Origin of the sequence: Bradyrhizobium sp. S3.3.6 (genome assembly GCF_040546905.1) — a bacterium.
Classification (GTDB): domain Bacteria; phylum Pseudomonadota; class Alphaproteobacteria; order Rhizobiales; family Xanthobacteraceae; genus Bradyrhizobium; species Bradyrhizobium cytisi.
In genome coordinates this window covers 20,763-38,886 of record NZ_JBEPOT010000010.1, presented here as the reverse complement: position 1 = coordinate 38,886, position 18,124 = coordinate 20,763, and the positions used below count along the sequence as shown (strand labels likewise).

The 18,124-nt window shown below is 63.3% G+C and carries 21 protein-coding genes; 18 read left to right on the top strand and 3 right to left on the bottom strand.

Translation table 11 applies throughout. The features are described 5' to 3' along the window. Window positions 1–34: 34 nt before the first annotated feature. From ABID59_RS25725 to ABID59_RS25710, 4 genes are all read left to right on the top strand, one after another. Entirely contained in the window at window positions 35–1,225 is a 1,191-nt protein-coding gene (locus ABID59_RS25725; RefSeq protein ID WP_354085237.1) for a serine hydrolase domain-containing protein, read from the top strand. 149 nt (window positions 1,226–1,374) lie between these two features. Further along, complete coding sequence (locus tag ABID59_RS25720; protein ID WP_354085236.1) at window positions 1,375–2,040, top strand: DUF429 domain-containing protein; 666 nt, start codon at window positions 1,375–1,377, stop codon at window positions 2,038–2,040. 108 nt (window positions 2,041–2,148) lie between these two features. Then, complete coding sequence (locus ABID59_RS25715) at window positions 2,149–2,292, top strand: hypothetical protein (RefSeq protein WP_187435202.1); 144 nt, start codon at window positions 2,149–2,151, stop codon at window positions 2,290–2,292. Window positions 2,293–2,394: 102 nt separating this feature from the next. Continuing rightward, window positions 2,395–3,099 carry a glutathione S-transferase family protein gene (locus tag ABID59_RS25710; protein ID WP_354085235.1) on the top strand — a complete coding sequence of 235 codons (705 nt, stop codon included), beginning with the start codon at window positions 2,395–2,397 and terminating at the stop codon, window positions 3,097–3,099. 102 nt (window positions 3,100–3,201) lie between these two features. On the opposite strand, the gene ABID59_RS25705 is transcribed toward ABID59_RS25710, so the two are convergent. Continuing rightward, window positions 3,202–3,573 carry a tRNA-binding protein gene (locus ABID59_RS25705; protein ID WP_148754241.1) on the bottom strand — a complete coding sequence of 124 codons (372 nt, stop codon included), beginning with the start codon at window positions 3,571–3,573 and terminating at the stop codon, window positions 3,202–3,204. Between the two features lie 120 nt (window positions 3,574–3,693). Between ABID59_RS25705 and ABID59_RS25700 the strand changes: the two genes are divergently transcribed. Then, the gene (locus ABID59_RS25700) at window positions 3,694–4,053 is read left to right on the top strand and encodes an ArsC family reductase (protein ID WP_354085234.1); all 360 of its coding nucleotides are present in this window, start codon (window positions 3,694–3,696) and stop codon (window positions 4,051–4,053) included. Window positions 4,054–4,056: 3 nt separating this feature from the next. Here the strand turns inward: ABID59_RS25700 and ABID59_RS25695 are convergent, their stop codons facing one another. Beyond that, the gene (locus ABID59_RS25695) at window positions 4,057–4,707 is read right to left on the bottom strand and encodes a PAS domain-containing protein (RefSeq protein WP_354085233.1); all 651 of its coding nucleotides are present in this window, start codon (window positions 4,705–4,707) and stop codon (window positions 4,057–4,059) included. 337 nt (window positions 4,708–5,044) lie between these two features. On the opposite strand from ABID59_RS25695, the gene ABID59_RS25690 reads away from it, so the two are divergent. The 7 genes from ABID59_RS25690 (at window position 5,045) to ABID59_RS25660 (ending at window position 11,534) form a co-directional block, all read left to right on the top strand. Then, window positions 5,045–5,800 (top strand): ABC transporter ATP-binding protein, encoded by a 756-nt coding sequence (locus ABID59_RS25690; protein WP_354085232.1) that lies wholly within the window; start codon window positions 5,045–5,047, stop codon window positions 5,798–5,800. Further along, window positions 5,793–6,539 carry an ABC transporter ATP-binding protein gene (locus ABID59_RS25685; protein WP_354085231.1) on the top strand — a complete coding sequence of 249 codons (747 nt, stop codon included), beginning with the start codon at window positions 5,793–5,795 and terminating at the stop codon, window positions 6,537–6,539. Before ABID59_RS25690 ends, ABID59_RS25685 begins: the two co-directional genes overlap by 8 nt. 49 nt (window positions 6,540–6,588) lie before the next feature. Continuing rightward, window positions 6,589–7,809, top strand: coding sequence for an ABC transporter substrate-binding protein (locus ABID59_RS25680; RefSeq protein ID WP_354085230.1), 1,221 nt, complete (start codon window positions 6,589–6,591; stop codon window positions 7,807–7,809). Between the two features lie 71 nt (window positions 7,810–7,880). After that, complete coding sequence (locus ABID59_RS25675; protein ID WP_354085229.1) at window positions 7,881–8,744, top strand: branched-chain amino acid ABC transporter permease; 864 nt, start codon at window positions 7,881–7,883, stop codon at window positions 8,742–8,744. Between the two features lies 1 nt (window position 8,745). Continuing rightward, window positions 8,746–9,714, top strand: a complete 969-nt coding sequence (locus ABID59_RS25670; protein WP_148754248.1) for a branched-chain amino acid ABC transporter permease — start codon at window positions 8,746–8,748, stop codon at window positions 9,712–9,714. A gap of 156 nt (window positions 9,715–9,870) precedes the next feature. Beyond that, on the top strand, window positions 9,871–10,515 hold the full coding sequence (locus ABID59_RS25665) for a DUF47 domain-containing protein (RefSeq protein ID WP_148754249.1): 645 nt from the start codon (window positions 9,871–9,873) through the stop codon (window positions 10,513–10,515). A 14-nt stretch (window positions 10,516–10,529) separates the two neighbouring features. Then, window positions 10,530–11,534: an inorganic phosphate transporter gene (locus ABID59_RS25660; RefSeq protein ID WP_148754250.1), complete on the top strand. Its 1,005-nt coding sequence runs from the start codon at window positions 10,530–10,532 to the stop codon at window positions 11,532–11,534. On the opposite strand, the gene sugE is transcribed toward ABID59_RS25660, so the two are convergent. After that, entirely contained in the window at window positions 11,527–11,841 is a 315-nt protein-coding gene (gene sugE, locus ABID59_RS25655; RefSeq protein WP_148754251.1) for a quaternary ammonium compound efflux SMR transporter SugE, read from the bottom strand. The genes ABID59_RS25660 and sugE overlap by 8 nt on opposite strands. Before the next feature lie 175 nt (window positions 11,842–12,016). On the opposite strand from sugE, the gene ABID59_RS25650 reads away from it, so the two are divergent. The 6 genes from ABID59_RS25650 (at window position 12,017) to ABID59_RS25625 (ending at window position 18,075) form a co-directional block, all read left to right on the top strand. Further along, window positions 12,017–13,636, top strand: a complete 1,620-nt coding sequence (locus tag ABID59_RS25650; RefSeq protein ID WP_354085228.1) for a peptide chain release factor 3 — start codon at window positions 12,017–12,019, stop codon at window positions 13,634–13,636. Between the two features lie 116 nt (window positions 13,637–13,752). Further along, complete coding sequence (locus ABID59_RS25645; RefSeq protein ID WP_354085227.1) at window positions 13,753–14,331, top strand: UCP034077 family protein; 579 nt, start codon at window positions 13,753–13,755, stop codon at window positions 14,329–14,331. A gap of 69 nt (window positions 14,332–14,400) precedes the next feature. Then, complete coding sequence (locus ABID59_RS25640; protein WP_354085226.1) at window positions 14,401–14,985, top strand: NnrU family protein; 585 nt, start codon at window positions 14,401–14,403, stop codon at window positions 14,983–14,985. Between the two features lie 72 nt (window positions 14,986–15,057). Next, the gene (locus tag ABID59_RS25635) at window positions 15,058–16,653 is read left to right on the top strand and encodes a class I adenylate-forming enzyme family protein (RefSeq protein ID WP_354085225.1); all 1,596 of its coding nucleotides are present in this window, start codon (window positions 15,058–15,060) and stop codon (window positions 16,651–16,653) included. A gap of 174 nt (window positions 16,654–16,827) precedes the next feature. After that, on the top strand, window positions 16,828–17,481 hold the full coding sequence (locus tag ABID59_RS25630; protein ID WP_354085224.1) for a tetratricopeptide repeat protein: 654 nt from the start codon (window positions 16,828–16,830) through the stop codon (window positions 17,479–17,481). A gap of 30 nt (window positions 17,482–17,511) precedes the next feature. After that, entirely contained in the window at window positions 17,512–18,075 is a 564-nt protein-coding gene (locus ABID59_RS25625) for a hypothetical protein (protein WP_354085223.1), read from the top strand. Window positions 18,076–18,124: the final 49 nt, after the last annotated feature.

Genomic DNA, 18,124 nt, shown 5'->3' with positions numbered 1-18,124 from the left:
TATCCATCGCAACCAATTCGGGGGGAGCCCATCTATGGACGCCAGGACAACAAATCCAGATTATTCCGCTGTGCGGACGGCGATGCAGCGCTATGTCGATCAGGAGATCGTCCCCGGCGTGTCCTGGGCGGTGCTGCGCGGACGCGAACTGGTCGACCAGCAATGCGTCGGGTTTGCCGATCGCGAGGCACAGACGGCGCTGCGGCCGAACTATATCTTCCGCGCGTTCTCCAATACCAAGATTTTCGTCACCTCTGCGATCATGCTGCTGGTCGAGGAGGGCCGCATCGGGCTCGATGACGCGATCGAAAAATTGCTGCCGCAGCTTGCAAATCGCAAGGTACTGAAGCAGGGCGCGGCAAATCTTGCTGATGTCGAGCCGGCGAAAAGCCCGATCACGATCCGGCAGCTTCTGACCCACACCTCGGGCCTCAGCTACGGCATCTTCGATCCCGGTACGGTGCTGTTCAAAGGCTACAACGAGGCGCGCGTGCTCAATCCGCTGACGCCGCTGACGGACTTGATCGACAAGCTGGCCGATCTGCCGCTGTCCTATCATCCCGGCACCAGCTGGGAATATTCGGTGGCGACCGACGTGCTCGGTCGCGTCGTCGAGGTCGTCTCGGGCAAGCCGCTCGATGCCTTCCTCAAGGCGCGCATCTTCGATCCGCTCGGCATGACCGATACCGGCTTCTCCGTGCCTGAAGCGCTGCAGGGCAGGCTGGTTGCGCACTATACCGGCGCCGACGTGCTTGATCCGACCAAGCCGGGCCTCACCCGCGCCGACAATCTGCCTTACCCGCAGGCCTATCGACGGCCGTTCCCGCGGCTGTCGGGCGGTGGCGGGCTGGTCTCGACGCTACCGGACATGCTCGCGCTGGTGCGTGCCCTGGTGCCCGGGCCGGAGGCGCTGCTGAAGCCGGAGACGCTGCGGCAGATGATGACCAACCAATTGCCGGCGGGCGAGACGATTCGCTTCGCCAATCTCGGGCCGATGCCTGGCAAGGGTTTTGGCCTTGGCGGCGCCGTCACCTTCGCGCCGACGCAGTTCGATCCCCCGAATTCCACCGGCGAATTCCAGTGGGGCGGGCTCGCCGGCACCCATTGGTGGATTTGCCCTGAGGCCAATACCGCCGGCGTCCTGATGGCCCAGCGCCACATGGGCTTCTGGAATCCGTTTTTCTTCGAGTTCAAGCGCCTGGCCTACCAGGCCGTTGGAGGCTGACCACGAACAAATTGCAGGCGCCCGCGAACCCTTTTGCGCGATCGCGCCCGCCGGCGGCACGCTCGGCGATGCGCTGCTGGCGCAACGGCTGTTCGAGGGTCGTCGGGGCGAAGGATGAACAAACGTTGGTAGGAGGCGCAACCGGACGCGTGAAAACCTATCTTGGTCTCGACGGATTTCGTTTCGGCTGGGTCGCCGCGTGGATCGACGAGTGTGGCCAGCACGGCTTCGACTATTCGCCGGGCCTCACGCGGCTGCTCGCGATGCCGCATGCGCGCGCGATGATCGACATGCCGATTGGGTTGAAGACCGAAGGTTATCGAACATGCGACTTGCGTGCGCGTGAAATGGTGGGCCCCGCCGTGTTTCTCGGGGCCCGCCGCGATCTCTGGAGGTTTCCCGATATGGCCGCAGCCAACCGGCACTATTGGGAGCACGAAGGCAAGGGGAGGGGCGTCTCGGCGCAGCTCTGGAATATCAGGGACAAGATCAGGGAGGTCGACGAGATCATGACACCGGTGCGGCAGGCGACGATCGGCGAAGCGCATCCGGAGCTGATCTTGTGGAATCTTGTGAGGGGAGTTCGGCTTGCGAAGAAGACATCGGCGGAAGGTCGCGAGCTGCGCATTGCACTGTTGGCGCAGCGCGGCTTCACGAAGCTCTCGAAATGGCTGATGCAGCGCCACGGCACCGGCATCGACCGCGACGATCTGATCGATGCCTGCGCATGTGCAGTCGCGGCGCGGGACAGCAAGCAGCGCGTCGGCGGGGATGAGATCGATCCGCGCGGTCTGCGGATGGAGATCAATTATTGAGCCAGCTCGCTGCATCGGGAAAAAGCGGCAATTTATTTGAAGTGTGGAGGAACTGCCAACGGCAACCCTGCGTTCCCTGTGCGAACCAAATACAGGGAAACGCTTGCGATGAATGATGTCAGTCAGTTTGCGACCGCAATGCTCGCACTTTTTTTCGTCGGAGCGCTGCTCGTGACCGGGCAGCTCTTCATCGAGCAACGCGCACAGCGCGACGCAGTGTACGCCACAAGTCATTTGCTGCGGCCATTGTGATCGAGTCTCGGCACCGAGACAGTTGAGATGGTAGCTCGGCCTTGCGCCGTTCGATGGCTCGCCTAGATTAAGCGGCAGCTCGCGAACGAAGCCGGGGTCTCGATGTCTGATTTGTCCGCCTTTCCGATCACCAAGCGCTGGCCTGCCAGGCATCCGGAGTTGCTTCAGCTCTATTCGCTGCCGACGCCGAACGGCGTCAAGGTTTCGATCATGCTGGAGGAGATCGGGCTGCCTTACGAAGTCCATCTCGTCGATTTCGGCAAGGACGACCAAAAGACGCCGGAATTCCTCTCGCTCAATCCCAACGGCAAGATCCCGGCGATCCTCGATCCCAATGGCCCCGGCGGCAAGCCGCTGCCGCTGTTCGAGTCCGGTGCGATCCTGCAATATCTCGCGGAGAAGACCGGCAAGCTGTTGCCGCAGGACGCCGCGCGGCGCTACCAGACCATCCAGTGGGTGCACTTCCAGATGGGCGGCATCGGGCCGATGTTCGGCCAGGTCGGCTTCTTCCACAAGTTCGCCGGCAAGGATTTTCAGGACAAGCGGCCGCTCGAGCGTTACGTGGGCGAGTCCAGGCGCCTGCTCGGCGTGATGGAGACGCATCTTTCCGGCCGGCAATGGTTCATGGATGACGACTACACCATCGCCGACGTCTCCATGCTCGGCTGGGTGCGCAACCTCATCGGCTTCTACGGCGCCGGCGATCTCGTCGCATTCAGCCAGTTCAAGTCGGTTGCCGCCTGGCTCGAACGCGGACTGGCGCGTCCTGCCGTGGAGCGCGGGCTCAACATCCCGAAGCGGCCGTGAAACTGGCTCAGAGCATTGTAGCGCCGCCCGCGCCGCGGGCAAGAAATCCGATGCCGATCCTGAGGATCCATGGCAAGGGGCTGCGGTTGCCGCTCCCCCACGCTAGAACAGCCGCCCGCCGTTCGGCACCGGCTTGCTCGGTTGCATCAGCACGACCTTGCCGTCGGCATCGGGGAAGCCGAGCGTCAGCACCTCCGAGACGACAGGTCCGATCTGGCGCGGGGGGAAATTGACGACGGCCGCGACCTGCTGTCCGACCAGCGTCTCGAGCGGATGGTTCTCGGTGATCTGCGCCGAGCTCTTGCGCACGCCGATGGCCGGGCCGAAGTCGATCCACAACCGCCAGGCCGGCTTGCGCGCCTCGGGAAACGGTTTTGCGTCGACGATGGTGCCGACGCGGATATCGACCGCGAGGAACGTGTTGAAGTCGATGGTCGGCGAGGCGGACGCGACTGGATCGTGGGTGACGTGCATGGTGTGTCCGTTCGGGTAGAGGTCGAAAGCGTCGTTGGCAATATTGTCGCGCGAAGCGGAGTTTCGTACAACGCCAAGGCCATGACCACGGCACGTAACGACGCATGCGCGAGGACCGTCTTGCCCAACTTCATCTACGGCATCAAGAACTGCGACACCATGAAGAAGGCGCGCGCCTGGCTTGACACCCATGGCGTCACCTACGAGTTCCACGATTACAAGGCCGCCGGCGTCGAGAAGGACAAGCTCAAGCAATGGAGCGACAAGCTCGGCTGGGAAACGCTGCTCAATCGCGCCGGCACCACCTTCAAGAAGCTCCCGGACACCGACAAGGAAGGCCTGACCGAGAAGAAGGCGCTAGCCCTGATGCTAGCGCAACCATCGATGATCAAGCGGCCGGTGCTCGAAATCGGCGGCAAGCTCCTGGTCGGCTTCAAGCCGGATATCTACGACAAGGAAGTCAGGGCCAAATCGCGCTAAGTGTCAGTTCAGCTCGATGATCTCGGCGGTGACGCTCGGATCGCCGGGCTGATCGGCGAATTCGACGACGTCGGCGGCCGCAATGCGTCCTGGGGCGCGGTGAAACAGATCGCGGTCGATCACCGTGCGCAGTTTCGGCCGCGGCAGCGCGTCATTTCCGCGCAGCAGATTCTTGATCTCGAAGCCGCCGTCCTCGCAGAAGGTCTTGAGCGAAGCGATGACGTGGCTGACCTTGTCGTCGGTCAGGAAAGGCAGCAGCAGCCGTTCATAGGCAACGACGCGGCCATAGATGTCGTCGACGTCGGCAACGCTGTAGACCGGAAGCGCGCGCGCGATGCATTCGCGATAGACCGGCATGACAAAGGGCGCGAGCCGCGGCCCGACATAGTCCTCCAGCAGGATTCCCTTACCGGTATGGCCGTAGGCGCGCGATATCCGTGTGCCCTCACTTTGAATGGTCAAGCGCGGCGTTGGCGTCGAATTGTCCACGGTGTAGTAGATGAGATCGGACAGCTCTTCCTCGAGCCGCGCGGGCTGGTACTCCCAGATCGCCGGCGCCGTATGGTGGCGCGCATAAAGCCGCAGCCACGTGTTGAGCAGGTCACGCTGCTTGATCGACTTGACGACGGAGGGAGCGGCGCTGGCGAAATCCAAAGCAATATTCCCGGCGAATGAAACCCGCCCATGATCGCCGCGGCGGGAAAATTTTTGATGAAGGCTGGCGCGCGGGACCAAAGACCGTTAACGACGGCTTGATGACCGGTGCCTTGCGAACCGGAAGGCCGGCAGGCGCGACATCACAAACCTCCAACTAAGGGAGCATAAGACTCCCGGCCGGAGGTCTGACCTGCTCAGCTTTCCGCCTTGCCTAACCCCCGTCACCTCCGGCATATTCCGCGCCCGGAGGCAGCGTTCCGGGAAGGCTCCAAGGCCCCCGGAAAGCCGAAGCAACAAGGACAGCCACGCGTTGCGCGGGCAGGGGGAAATCTGTTTGGCCGATGAGTTCATTCTCGAAACGGAAGGCTTGACCAAGGAGTTCGCGGGCTTCTTTGCCGTCCGCGACGTTGCGCTTAGGGTTCGCCGTGGGAGTATTCACGCGTTGATCGGCCCGAACGGGGCCGGCAAGACGACGTGCTTCAATCTTCTGACCAAGTTCCTCAAACCGTCTGCCGGAAAAATCCTGTACAAGGGACAGGACATCACCGCCATGCCGCCCGCCGACGTGGCGCGCATGGGGCTGGTACGTTCTTTCCAGATCTCGGCGGTGTTTCCGCACATGACCGCTCTGGAAAACGTCCGTGTTGCGCTCCAGCGTCAGCACGGCAGCTCCTTTGATTTCTGGCGTTCGAAATCGACGCTCAACCGTTTCAACAACCGCGCGCTCGAATTGTTGAACGATGTCGGCCTCAGCGAGTTTGCCAATACGCCGGCGGTCGAAATGCCTTACGGGCGCAAGCGCGCGCTCGAGATCGCGACCACGCTGGCGCTCGATCCGGAGATGATGTTGCTGGACGAGCCGATGGCCGGCATGGGCCACGAGGACATCGATAAGATCGCAGCGCTGATCAAGCGCATCTCGGCGAAATACACCATCCTGATGGTCGAGCACAATTTGAGCGTCGTGGCCAATCTCTCTGACATCATCACCGTGCTGACGCGCGGGCAGGTGCTCGCGCAGGGCAATTACGCCGATCTGACCAAGGACGAGCGCGTCAAGGAAGCCTATCTGGGAGCCGGTCATGCCTGAGACTGCAATGGCCGACGCTCCGGCGAAGGCCGCAACCGGCGGCACCATCCTCCAGGTCCGCAACCTCGAAGCCTGGTACGGCGAGTCCCACATCCTGCACGGGATCGACTTCGACGTGAACGCGGGCGAGGTCGTCACGCTGCTCGGGCGCAACGGCGCCGGCAAGACGACCACGCTGAAGTCGATCATGGGCATCATCGGCAAGCGTGCCGGCTCGATCAAATTCAACAACCAGGACATCATCCGCACGACCTCCGACAGGATCGCGCGCATGGGCATCGCGTTCTGCCCGGAGGAGCGGGGGATTTTCTCCAGTCTCGACGTGCGGGAGAATTTGTTGCTGCCGCCGGTGGTGCGCCCGGGCGGACTGCCGCTCGAACAGATATTCGATCTGTTTCCGAACCTGAAGGAGCGGCTCAACAGCCAGGGCACCAAGCTTTCCGGCGGCGAGCAGCAGATGCTTGCGATCGCGCGCATCCTGCGCACCGGCGCCAGCTTCCTGATGCTGGACGAGCCGACCGAAGGTCTTGCGCCCGTCATCATTCAGCAGATCGGTCACACCATTGCGCGGCTGAAGAAGGAAGGTTTCACGATCCTTCTGGTCGAGCAGAACTTCCGGTTCGCATCGACCGTCGCCGACCGCTATTACGTCGTCGAGCACGGCAAGATCATTGACGGGTTTTCCAATGCGGAGCTTGCCACCAACATGGACAAGCTCCACACCTATCTCGGCGTCTAGTACGGCCAAAGGGTCGGACGGTCGCGAGAAGATTCACGAGGGAAGTAGCATGAAAAAGTCCACTGCATCGTTGTTGCTTGGCACGGCGTTGGCCGTGACCGCCGCCGGCGCAGCCTTCGCGCAGGACAAGACGGTCAAGATCGGTGCGTTGTCCGATCAGTCCGGTCTCTATGCCGACCTCGGTGGGCCCGGCTCGACGCTTGCCGCGCAGATGGCGGTGGAAGATTCCGGCCTCGCCGCGAAGGGCTGGAAGATCGACATCATCTCCGGCGATCACCAGAACAAGCCGGATATCGGCACCGCGATCGCGCGACAGTGGTTCGACGTCGACAAGGTCGACATCATCGTCGACGTGCCGAATTCCGGCGTAGCGCTCGCAGTCAATAACGTCGTGAAGGAAAAGAACGGCGTCTACATCAACTCGGGTGCGGCGACCTCCGACCTCACCAACGCGCAGTGCTCGCCCAACACCGTGCACTGGACCTACGACACCTACATGCTGGCCCACACCACGGGCCAGGCGCTGGTGAAGGCCGGTGGTGACACCTGGTTCTTCCTGACCGCGGACTACGCCTTCGGTGCGGCGCTCGAGCGCGATACCACCGCCGTTATCACCGCCAACGGCGGCAAGGTCGTCGGCGGCGTCAAGCATCCGCTCAACACGCCGGACTTCTCGTCCTTCCTGCTCCAGGCGCAAGCCTCCAAGGCCAAGATCATCGGCCTTGCCAATGCCGGCGGCGACACCACCAACACGATCAAGCAGGCCGCCGAGTTCGGCATCGTCAAGGGCGGTCAGAAGCTCGCGGCGCTGCTCTTGTTCCTCACCGACGTCAAGGCGATCGGTCTGGAAACCGCGCAGGGCCTGAACTTCACCGAGACCTTCTACTGGGACATGAACGATCAGACCCGGGCTTTCTCCAAGCGGTTCTCGGAGAAGATGAAGAGCGGCGCGATGCCGACCATGGTGCAGGCGGGTGTCTATGCGGGCGTGCGCCACTATCTCAAGGCGCTGGACGCGCTCGGCGGCAATCCTCATGACGGCGTCAAGGTCGTCGAGAAGATGAAGTCGATGCCGACGGAAGACGACCTGTTCGGCAAGGGCGAGATCCAGCCCAACGGCCGCACCATCCACAACGCCTATCTGTTCGAGGTGAAGAAACCCTCCGAGTCCAAGGGACCGTGGGACTTCTACAAGCTCGTCGGCACCGTGCCGGGCGATCAGGCCTTCACGCCGCTCTCCGAGAGCAAGTGCGCGCTGCTTAAGAAATAAGACCGAAGCCCGCCGGCGACGAGCCGGCGGGCGCTACTTTGGGAACGCCGAAGGGACTGGGTGCTGGATCGATGCAGGCTCTCTACGCACAGCTACTGGTGGGACTGATCAACGGCTCATTCTATGCGCTGCTCAGTCTCGGGCTCGCCGTCATTTTCGGCATGCTCAACATCATCAATTTCGCCCATGGCGCACTCTACATGATGGGCGCCTTCGTCGCCTATTTCCTGCTGAACCTCGGCGGCATCAATTACTGGTGGGCGCTGCTGCTTGCGCCGATCATCGTCGGCATCTTCGGCATGATCCTGGAACGGACCATGCTGAAATTCCTGACCGGGCTCGACCATCTCTACGGTCTGCTGCTGACCTTCGGCATCGCGCTGATCGTCCAGGGCGTGTTCCAGAACTATTTCGGTTCGTCAGGCCTGCCTTACTCTATTCCGGACCAACTCAAGGGCGGCATGAATCTCGGCTTCATGTTCCTGCCGATCTATCGCGGCTGGGTCGTCATCTTCTCGCTGGTGGTGTGCCTTGCGACCTGGTTCCTGATCGAGAAGACGCGGCTTGGGGCCAACTTGCGCGCCGCCACTGAAAATCCGACGCTGGTGCGTGCCTTCGGCATCAACGTGCCCCGCATGATCACGTTGACCTACGGTCTCGGCGTCGGCCTGGCGGCGCTCGCCGGCGTGCTCTCGGCGCCGATCAACCAGGTCCGGCCGCTGATGGGCGCCGACCTCATCATCGTGGTTTTCGCGGTGGTGGTGATCGGCGGCATGGGATCGATCATGGGCTCCATCATCACCGGCTTCGCGCTCGGCGTGATCGAGGGCCTGACCAAATATTTCTACCCCGAGGCCTCCAACACCGTCGTGTTCGTGCTGATGGTGCTGGTGCTCTTGGTGAAGCCAACCGGATTGACGGGAAGGGCAGCCTGATATGACAGCCTTGACGGACGACACGCTGCCGATGAGCCCCCGCGCGATGCGTGACGAGATGATCGTATTCGCGGTGATGGCGCTGCTGCTGGCCTCGGTGCCGTTCAGCGGCATCTATCCGTTCTTCGTGATGCAGGCGTTGTGCTTCGCTCTGCTCGCCTGCGCCTTCAACCTTCTGATCGGCTATGGCGGGCTGCTGTCGTTCGGCCATGCGATGTTCATGGGCACGGCCGGCTATTGCAGCGCGCACGCGCTGAAGGTGTGGGCGCTGCCGCCTGAGCTCGGCATTCTCGTCGGCATCGCTGCGGCGTTCGGGTTGTCGCTCATCACCGGCTACATCTCGATCCGCCGCCAGGGCATCTATTTCTCGATGATCACGCTGGCGCTGTCGCAGCTGCTGTACTTCATCTACCTCCAGGCGCCGTTCACCCACGGTGAGGACGGCATCCAGGGCATTCCGCAGGGGCACATGTTCGGCGTGCTCGACCTGTCGAAGCCGACGGTGCTCTATTACGTCGTGCTGGTCGGCTTCCTCGCGGGCTTCCTGCTGATCTATCGCATCATCAACTCGCCGTTCGGCGAGGTCCTGAAGTCGATCCGCGAGAACGAGCCGCGTGCCATCTCGCTCGGCTACCGGACCGACCAGTACAAGTTCCTGGCGTTTGTCCTGTCGGGAACGCTGGCGGGCTTTGCCGGCGCGCTGAAAGTGTTCGTGGCGCAGAACGCCTCGCTCACCGATGTGCACTGGTCGATGTCGGGCGAAGTCGTGCTGATGACGCTGGTCGGCGGTCTCGGCACCGTTTTCGGTCCCGTGGTCGGCGCCTTCGCGATCATCGCCATGCAGCAATATCTGGCCGGTTTCGGCCAATGGGTGACGGTGATCCAGGGCTCGATCTTCGTGATCTGCGTGCTCACCTTCCGCCGTGGCGTCGTTGGTGAAGTTGCGCACTACTTTCGGCGGTCGCTCTAAATAATTGATATCGCACCAGTTTCATTGGTGCGCGAATCCGGTGGATGATCCGGCTCCGCGGGCGCGAGATGACACGCGCGCGAAGCGAAAATGGTCTATGACGGTTTTACGACGGTCCGTTCGGGCCGGGCCATGTCCAACCGGTAGACTATTCCCATGATGCGTTGGTTTCGCGCTTTCCTGCCCAAGGAAGAACGGTTCTTCGACCTGTTCGACCGCCACGCCCAGACCGTGATCCAGGGCTCCGTCGCGTTGCAGGGCATGCTGAACGGGGGGGAGGAGACGCCGGTCTACTGTCAGCGGGTCAATCAGTTCGAGAACGATGCCGACAACATCACCCGTGAGGTGCTGACGGCGGTGCGCCGCACCTTCATCACGCCGTTCGACCGCGGCGACATCAAGAACCTCATTACCTCGATGGACGATGCCATCGACCAGATGCAGCAGACCGCCAAGGCGGTGATGCTGTTCGAGGTCCGCACCTTCGAGCCGCCAATGCGAGAGATCGGCGCGCTCCTGATCGAGTGCGCCAATCTGGTGGGACGCGCGCTGCCGCTGATGCAGTCAATCGGGCCCAACGTCGCAATGCTGACCGCGATCACGGAGGAATTGGGCAAGCTAGAAGGCCGCGTCGATGATCTCCACGACATCGGCCTGAAGGAGCTGTTCCTCAAGCACCGCAACGGCAGCGCGATGGACTTCATCGTCGGCGTCGAAATCTACGACCATCTCGAGAAGGTGGCCGATCGCTTCGACGACGTCGCGAACGAGATCAACAGCATCGTCATCGAGCAAGTTTAGGGCAGGGCCGCGCCGTGGATGCTGCGTTGGGTCTTCCCGTCCTGGTCGGATTGATCGCCGTCGCGCTGCTGTTCGACTTCCTGAACGGCCTGCACGACGCCGCCAATTCGATCGCGACCATCGTCTCGACCCGCGTGCTGCGGCCGCAATTCGCGGTGATCTGGGCCGCGTTCTTCAATTTCGTCGCCTTCATGGTGTTCGGCCTTCACGTCGCCCAGACCATTGGCACCGGCATCATCGATCCCGCGATTGTCGATGCCCAGGTGATCTTCGCAGCGCTTGTCGGCGCCATCGTCTGGAATCTCGTGACCTGGGCGTTAGGCATCCCGTCTTCCTCCTCGCATGCGCTGATCGGCGGCCTCGTCGGCGGCGGCATGGCCAAGGCCGGACTATCGGCCGCGGTCTGGAGTGGGCTGACTAAGGCCGTACTGGCGATCGTGCTGTCGCCGCTGGTCGGCTTCCTGCTTGCAATGATGCTGGTCGCCATCGTGTCCTGGCTCTCGGTGCGTTCGACGCCGTTCGCGGTCGACCGCGCCTTCCGCATCCTGCAATTCGCCTCCGCCTCGCTCTATTCGCTTGGCCATGGCGGCAATGATGCGCAGAAGACGATGGGCATCATCGCCGTGCTGCTCTATTCGCAGGGCCATCTCGGCGGCGAATTCACCGTGCCGTTCTGGGTGGTGCTGTCGTGCCAGGCGGCGATGGCGCTGGGCACGCTGATGGGCGGCTGGCGGATCGTCCGCACCATGGGCTTGCGCATTACCAAGCTGACGCCGATGCAGGGTTTCTGCGCCGAGACCGGCGGGGCGGCGACCCTGTTCATGGCCACCTTCCTCGGCGTCCCCGTCTCGACCACCCACACCATCACCGGCGCCATCGTCGGCGTCGGCGCGGCCCGCCGCGTCTCGGCGGTGCGCTGGAACGTGGCGAGCTCGATCGTCTATGCCTGGGTGATCACGATCCCGGCCTCGGCCATCGTCGCGGCACTGAGCTGGTGGGCGGTCCAGATCTTCAAGTAACGAGCTTCAGCCCGACAATGCCGGCGACGATCAGCCCGATGCTGGCGAGGCGAAGCGCGGTCGCGGGTTCGCCGAACAGGATGATGCCCAGCGTCGCGGTGCCGACCGCCCCGATGCCGGTCCATACCGCATAGGCGGTTCCGACGGGCAATGACTTGAGCGCGAGCCCGAGCAGGATCACGCTGCCCGCCATCGCCGCGAGCGTGATGACGGAAGGAACCGCCCTGCTGAAACCTTCGGTATATTTCAGGCCAATCGCCCAGGTGATCTCGAGAAGACCGGCGACGAACAGGATGCTCCAGGCCATGACGACCCTCCATTCATGGCAGGGTCGTCCCCGCAGGCTGATAGGCTGATGAGCAGGAAGGTCGTCCTCCCGCAAAGATCTGTCTGATCGAAGCCGATATGGGGCTGGCCAAAGGGCTCCGCAATCACCAAATGAGGCTTGCTCAGGCCCATTTTCCCTGCCAAACGCTCCCGCAATGTCCGACATCGCCACCACAGCCGAATCGCCGGCCCGTTCCCCGCTTGCCGCAGAGGTGTCGCGACGGCGCACTTTTGCGATCATTTCGCACCCGGACGCCGGCAAGACCACGCTGACCGAAAAGCTGCTGCTGTTCGGCGGCGCCATCAATCTGGCCGGCCAGGTCAAGGCCAAGGGCGAACGGCGCAACACCCGCTCGGACTGGATGAAGATCGAGCGCGAGCGCGGCATCTCGGTCGTGACCTCGGTGATGACCTTCGAGTTCGAAGGCCTCGTCTTCAACCTCCTGGACACGCCGGGCCACGAAGACTTTTCGGAAGACACCTACCGCACGCTGACTGCCGTCGACTCTGCTGTCATGGTGATCGATGCCGCCAAAGGCATCGAGGCGCGGACGCGAAAGCTGTTCGAGGTGTGTCGTCTTCGAGATATCCCGATCATTACCTTCATCAATAAAATGGATCGCGAGAGCCGCGATGTTTTCGAGCTGCTCGACGAGATCGAGAAGACACTGGCGCTCGACACGACGCCGATGACCTGGCCGGTCGGCCGCGGCCGTGACTTTCTCGGCACCTATGACGTCGCTAATGGTGGCGTGCGCCTGCTCGAAGGTGGAGGCGCCAAGACCGGCGCCGCGCAGCAGATCGAGATCGCGGAACTTGCCAAGCTCAATGCCAATCTCGACATCTCGGCGGTGAAGGATGAGCTCGAGCTTGTCACTGAGGCCTCAAAGCCATTCGAGCTCGACGCGTTCCGCGAGGGCCATCTGACGCCGGTCTATTTCGGCAGCGCGCTGCGCAATTTCGGCGTCGGTGACCTGCTGGACGGCCTCGGCAAGTTCGCTCCCGAGCCGCGCGCGCAGGACAGCGACCAGCGCAAGGTCGAGGCGACCGATCCGCGCATGAGCGCCTTCGTGTTCAAGATCCAGGCCAACATGGATCCGAACCATCGGGACCGCATCGCCTTTGCGCGGCTCTGCTCCGGCAAGCTCAGCCGCGGCATGAAGGCGAAGCTGGTGCGCACCGGCAAGAGCATGCCGCTGTCGAGCCCGCAATTCTTCTTTGCCCAGGACCGTTCGGTTGCGGACGAGGCTTTTGCCGGCGACGTCGTCGGCATTCCCAATCACGGCACGCTGCGCATCGGCGATACCCTGACTGAGGGCGAGGATTTCAATTTCGTTGGCGTGCCGAGCTTCGCGCCTGAAATCGTCCGCCGGGTCCGTCTCACCGACGCGATGAAGGCGAAGAAGCTGAAGGAAGCGCTTCAGCAGATGTCGGAAGAGGGCGTTGTGCAGGTGTTCCGTCCGCGCGACGGCGCACCGGCGCTGGTCGGCGTGGTGGGCGCGCTGCAGCTCGACGTGCTCAAGGCGCGGCTCGAGGCGGAATATTCGCTGCCGGTCGAGTTCGAGGTGAGCGAGTTCCAGCTCGCGCGCTGGGTCTCCTCGGAGGACCGCAAGAAGCTCGACACGTTCCTCGCGGCCAACACCTCCAGCATCGCCGACGATGTCGACGGCGATCCCGTGTACCTCGCCCGGAACGAGTTCTATCTCGGCTACACCAGGGAACGCGCCGAGGGCATCGAGTTCACCAACGTCAAGGACGTCAAGAAGAAGGGGTAAGCGAAGCCCCGCCACTTAAGCGCGACCATGTGAACGCCCGTGGGCTTGACGCCTTCACAGGCGGTGCCACGTTTCATCACGTGACTTCTCATTACGTGATTTCGCGAGCTCAAGGCATGTGGCGCGCTATCCTCGTTCTTATTCTGCTGGCGCTATCGACGGTCGCCGCGGACGCGCGGCGTCGGCAGATCAATCCGATCCCGTTCTCGCATTCGCCGTGCAGCGTGCTCGACAATCGGCCCTGCACGCCGTCTTATTGCAGCGTACTCGATCACGGGCCCTGCATTCCCGAGATCGATTATCCCTACGGCGAGAACCTCCAGCTGACGATCGAGAGCGTCCCGTCAGACGCCGACCGCGCCAAATACCAGAAGCCGGATCACGATCTCGATACGATCGGCGACCTCTTCGCTGAGCTGCGTACCTGCTGGTCGCCGCCGTCGGACAATGCGCGGATGGGGATGCAGATGTCGGTGCGCTTCAGCTTCAACAAGGCCGGCGGCCTGATCGGACCGCCACGCCTGACATACGCGACCGCAGGCGTCCCTGCGGATACAAGGGCGACTTATCTCAATGCGATCAGTTCGTCGCTGAACGCCTGCCTGCCGCTAAAATTCACCAACGGTCTCGGCGGTGCCCTGGCCGGGCGTCCGATCGCGATCCGGTACGTCGATAACCGCGGGACCGGCAAGTAGCGCATCAGTTGCGACCCGCGGCCAATCGATGATACGCCATGGCCTGGGGCTGGTTGAGGGGAGGATGTCGTGGGTCTGCTGATCATGATCCTGGGGCTGGTGCTGTTTTTTGCCGCCCATATTTTCACAACGAAACGAGACGCGCGCGCGCAGGCGATCGAACGGCTGGGCGAGGGGACCTACAAGATCCTCTATTCGGTCGTCTCGCTCGCGGGACTGGCGCTGATCGTCTGGGGCTTTGGCCATTATCGCGCGACCGGCTGGATCGATGTCTGGTACCCGCCCAAGGCGATGAAGCACATCACGGTCGCGCTGATGCTGCCTGCCGTCATCCTGGTGGTCGCGTCATATTTGCGCGGGCGCATCTATGCGACGCTGAAGCATCCGATGCTCGCCGGCATCAAGCTGTGGGCGGCGGCGCATTTGCTCGCCAATGGCGATCTCGGCTCCATCATCCTGTTCGGCTCGTTTTTGGGTTGGGGGGTCTATGACCGCATTTCATTCAAGCATCGCACCGATAGCGGCGGCCCGCCGATTCCGGTGGGTGGCGTCACCAACGACCTGATTGCGATTGCCGTCGGCGTCGTTGCCTATCTGGCGCTGGCGTTTGCATTCCATCCTGTCGTGATCGGTGTTCCCGTCATGGGTGGCTAGCCGATCGGCGCAAGACAGCACCGCGTGCCCATGCGCGGAAGGTAACAAAAGCAACAAGCCGAGGGCCCTCCGATGGACTGGTCGCAATCTCAGATTCCGCCGATGCGGTTCGAGGCGCGGTTTGGCGATCGGGTAGTCCCGGCCTTCACCGATCGACCGGCCAGTCTTTGGGCGATGATTGCCGAGGCTTCCGCGCGCAACGGCGATGGCGAAGCGCTGGTCTGCGGCAATGTCCGGCTCAGTTGGCGGCAGGCGGTGGAGCAGGCCGCGCGGATTGCATCGGGCTTTCGCAAGCTTGGCCTGCGGCGCGGCGACCGCGTTGCGATCCTGCTCGGTAACCGCATCGAATTCCCACTGTTGCTGTTTGCCGCAGCGCATGAGGGGCTGGTCACCGTGCTGCTCAGCACGCGCCAGCAGAAGCCGGAGATCGCCTATGTCCTGACCGATTGCGGCGCCAAAATCCTGATCCACGAAGCGGGTCTCGCCGAGCGGCTGCCCGATGCGCAGGATGTGCCCGATGTGATCCATCGCGTCGCCATCGACGGCGATCCGGCTCTGTCGCGCTTCGCGGTGCTCGCCGACAACGCACGGGCCGCGGCACCGGTCGAAGTCAACGAGGAAGATACCGCGATGATCCTCTACACCTCGGGCACGACAGGCAAGCCGAAGGGCGCGATGCTCGCCCATTGCAACATCGTGCATTCCTCGATGGTGTTCGTGTCCTGCCTGCAATTGACGGCAGCCGACCGCTCGATCGCGGCCGTGCCGCTCGGGCACGTCACGGGCGTCGTCGCCAACATCACGACCATGATCCGCTGCGGCGGCGCGCTGATCATCATGCCGGAGTTCAAGGCGGCGGATTATCTCAAGCTCGCGGCGCGCGAGCGTGTCACCTACACGGTGATGGTGCCGGCGATGTACAATCTCTGCCTGCTGCAGCCGGATTTCGGCAGCTGCGATCTCTCGAGCTGGCGCGTCGGCGGTTTTGGCGGCGCCCCGATGCCGGTCGCGACCATCGAGAAGCTCAAGGCGACAATTCCGGGCCTGAAGCTTGCAAATTGCTACGGCTCGACCGAGACGGCGTCGCCGTCCACGATCATGCCGGCCGAGCTGACGGCCAGCCATATCGACAGCGTCGGCCTGTCGTGTCCGGGCGCGCGCATCATCGTGATGGGGACGGACGGGCGCGAGCTGCCGCCCGGCGAGATCGGCGAGCTCTGGATCCAGAGCTCCTCCGTCATCAAGGGTTACTGGAACAACCCGAAGGCCACGGCCGAGAGCTTCTCCGGCGGCTTCTGGCATTCGGGCGACCTCGGCTCGGTCGATGCAGAAGGATTCGTCCGTGTGTTCGACCGCCAGAAGGACATGATCAACCGCGGCGGGTTGAAGATCTATTCGGCCGAGGTCGAATCCGTGCTGGCCGGCCACCCCGCCGTGGTCGAGAGCGCGATCATTGCAAAGCCATGCCCGGTGCTGGGTGAGCGCGTCCATGCGGTCGTGGTCACACGTATCCAGGTCGGCAGCGACGACCTACGGGCCTGGTGCGCGGAGCGGCTGTCCGATTACAAGGTGCCGGAGACCATGACAGTCACGGGGGAGCCCCTGCCGCGCAACGCCAATGGCAAGGTAGTGAAGCGCCAGCTGCGGGAGCTGCTGGTCGGGGCCTGACCCGGGCTGGGGTAGGGGCACCGGGATATTCCGGATCGCGCGTTAACGCCTTGATCGGCCTTGCTTTGCCTTGCCACCGCCATATCGATAGGGTATCGCCGCCGCGACGTGGGGACGGGCTTTAGACGCGCACGATCTGGCGCGCGCTCCCGGCCGGGCATGGGATTGGCATAAGTGTCTGAATTATTTGACGAAGTCGACGAGGAAGTACGTCGCGAGCAGCTCAAGAAGCTGTGGGACAAATATTCGCTCTACTTCATCGCCCTCATGGTGCTGGTGGTGGCGGCCGTGGGCGGCTGGCGCGGCTATCAGTATCTGGAGGCCAAGAAGGCCGCCGAGGCCGGCGCGATCTTCGAGAAGGCCGTCGAGCTGTCGGAGCAGGGCAAGCACGCGGAGGCCGAGACGGCCTTTGCCGATCTCGCCGCCAAGGCGCCGTCCGGCTACCGCACCCTGGCGCGGCTTCGCGCTGCAGCCGAGGCATCGGCCCGCGATCCCAAGGCTGCGGCCAAGATGTACGACGACATCGCCGCCGACTCCGGTGTCGGCAGCGAGTGGCGGGATCTTGCAAAGGTCCGCGCCGCCGGCCTGCTGGTAGACAGCGCGAACTACGCCGACATCCAGCAGCGGCTGGAGACCTCTGCCGAGCCTAAATCGACCTTCCGCCACAGCGCTCGCGAGATGCTGGCGCTGTCGGCCTGGCGCAACAACGACATGACCGCGGCCCGCAAATGGCTCGATGCGATCGCCGAGGACGGCGAAACGCCGCCGGGCCTGCGTTCGCGCGCCGAGGCGCTCCAGGCCTTGCTGCCGCCCGTCGCCAAGAGCTGACGGCCCCGAGAGCTGAGACGAGATAGTAATATGCGCGCCACGCCCCGCTTGATCGCAGCCGCCGTCCTGATCGCCTTCACAGGTGTTCTGGGCGGTTGCTCCAGCTTCGATCCGAGCGATCTGCTCGACTTCCTCGATACCAAGAAGAAGCTGCCGGGCGACCGCAAGCCGGTATTCCCCGAGGGCGTTCCGGGTCTCGAGCAGGGCGTACCGAAGGACATGTATAAGGGCGCGCAGCAACAGCAGGATCCCAACGCGCCTGCCGTCGCGGCACTGCCGGCCGAGCCGCCGCCCGCCGAGCCCGCGAAACCGTCGAAATCCGCCAAGGGCAAGAAGACCAGGCAGCCGGCCGCGACCGCAGCCGCACCGGCCGAAGCGCCGGCCGGCGAGGTCGATGGCGAGGTCCAGCCCGAGGCGGCGCCGGCGCCTGCCGCGCCGCCGCCCAAGCAGAAGATCGTCCGCAAGCGCACCACCGCGCCGCCGCCGGACCAGCAACCCGCACAGCAGCCGGCACAATCGGCACAGACCACCCAGCAACAGCAGTCGCAGGGGGCGTTCCCGGCGCCGATGCCCAGCGGCAGTTTCTCCCGCTGATATTTTTCACCGAATTGACAGGCGCTACCTCCACGGCGCACGAATGACT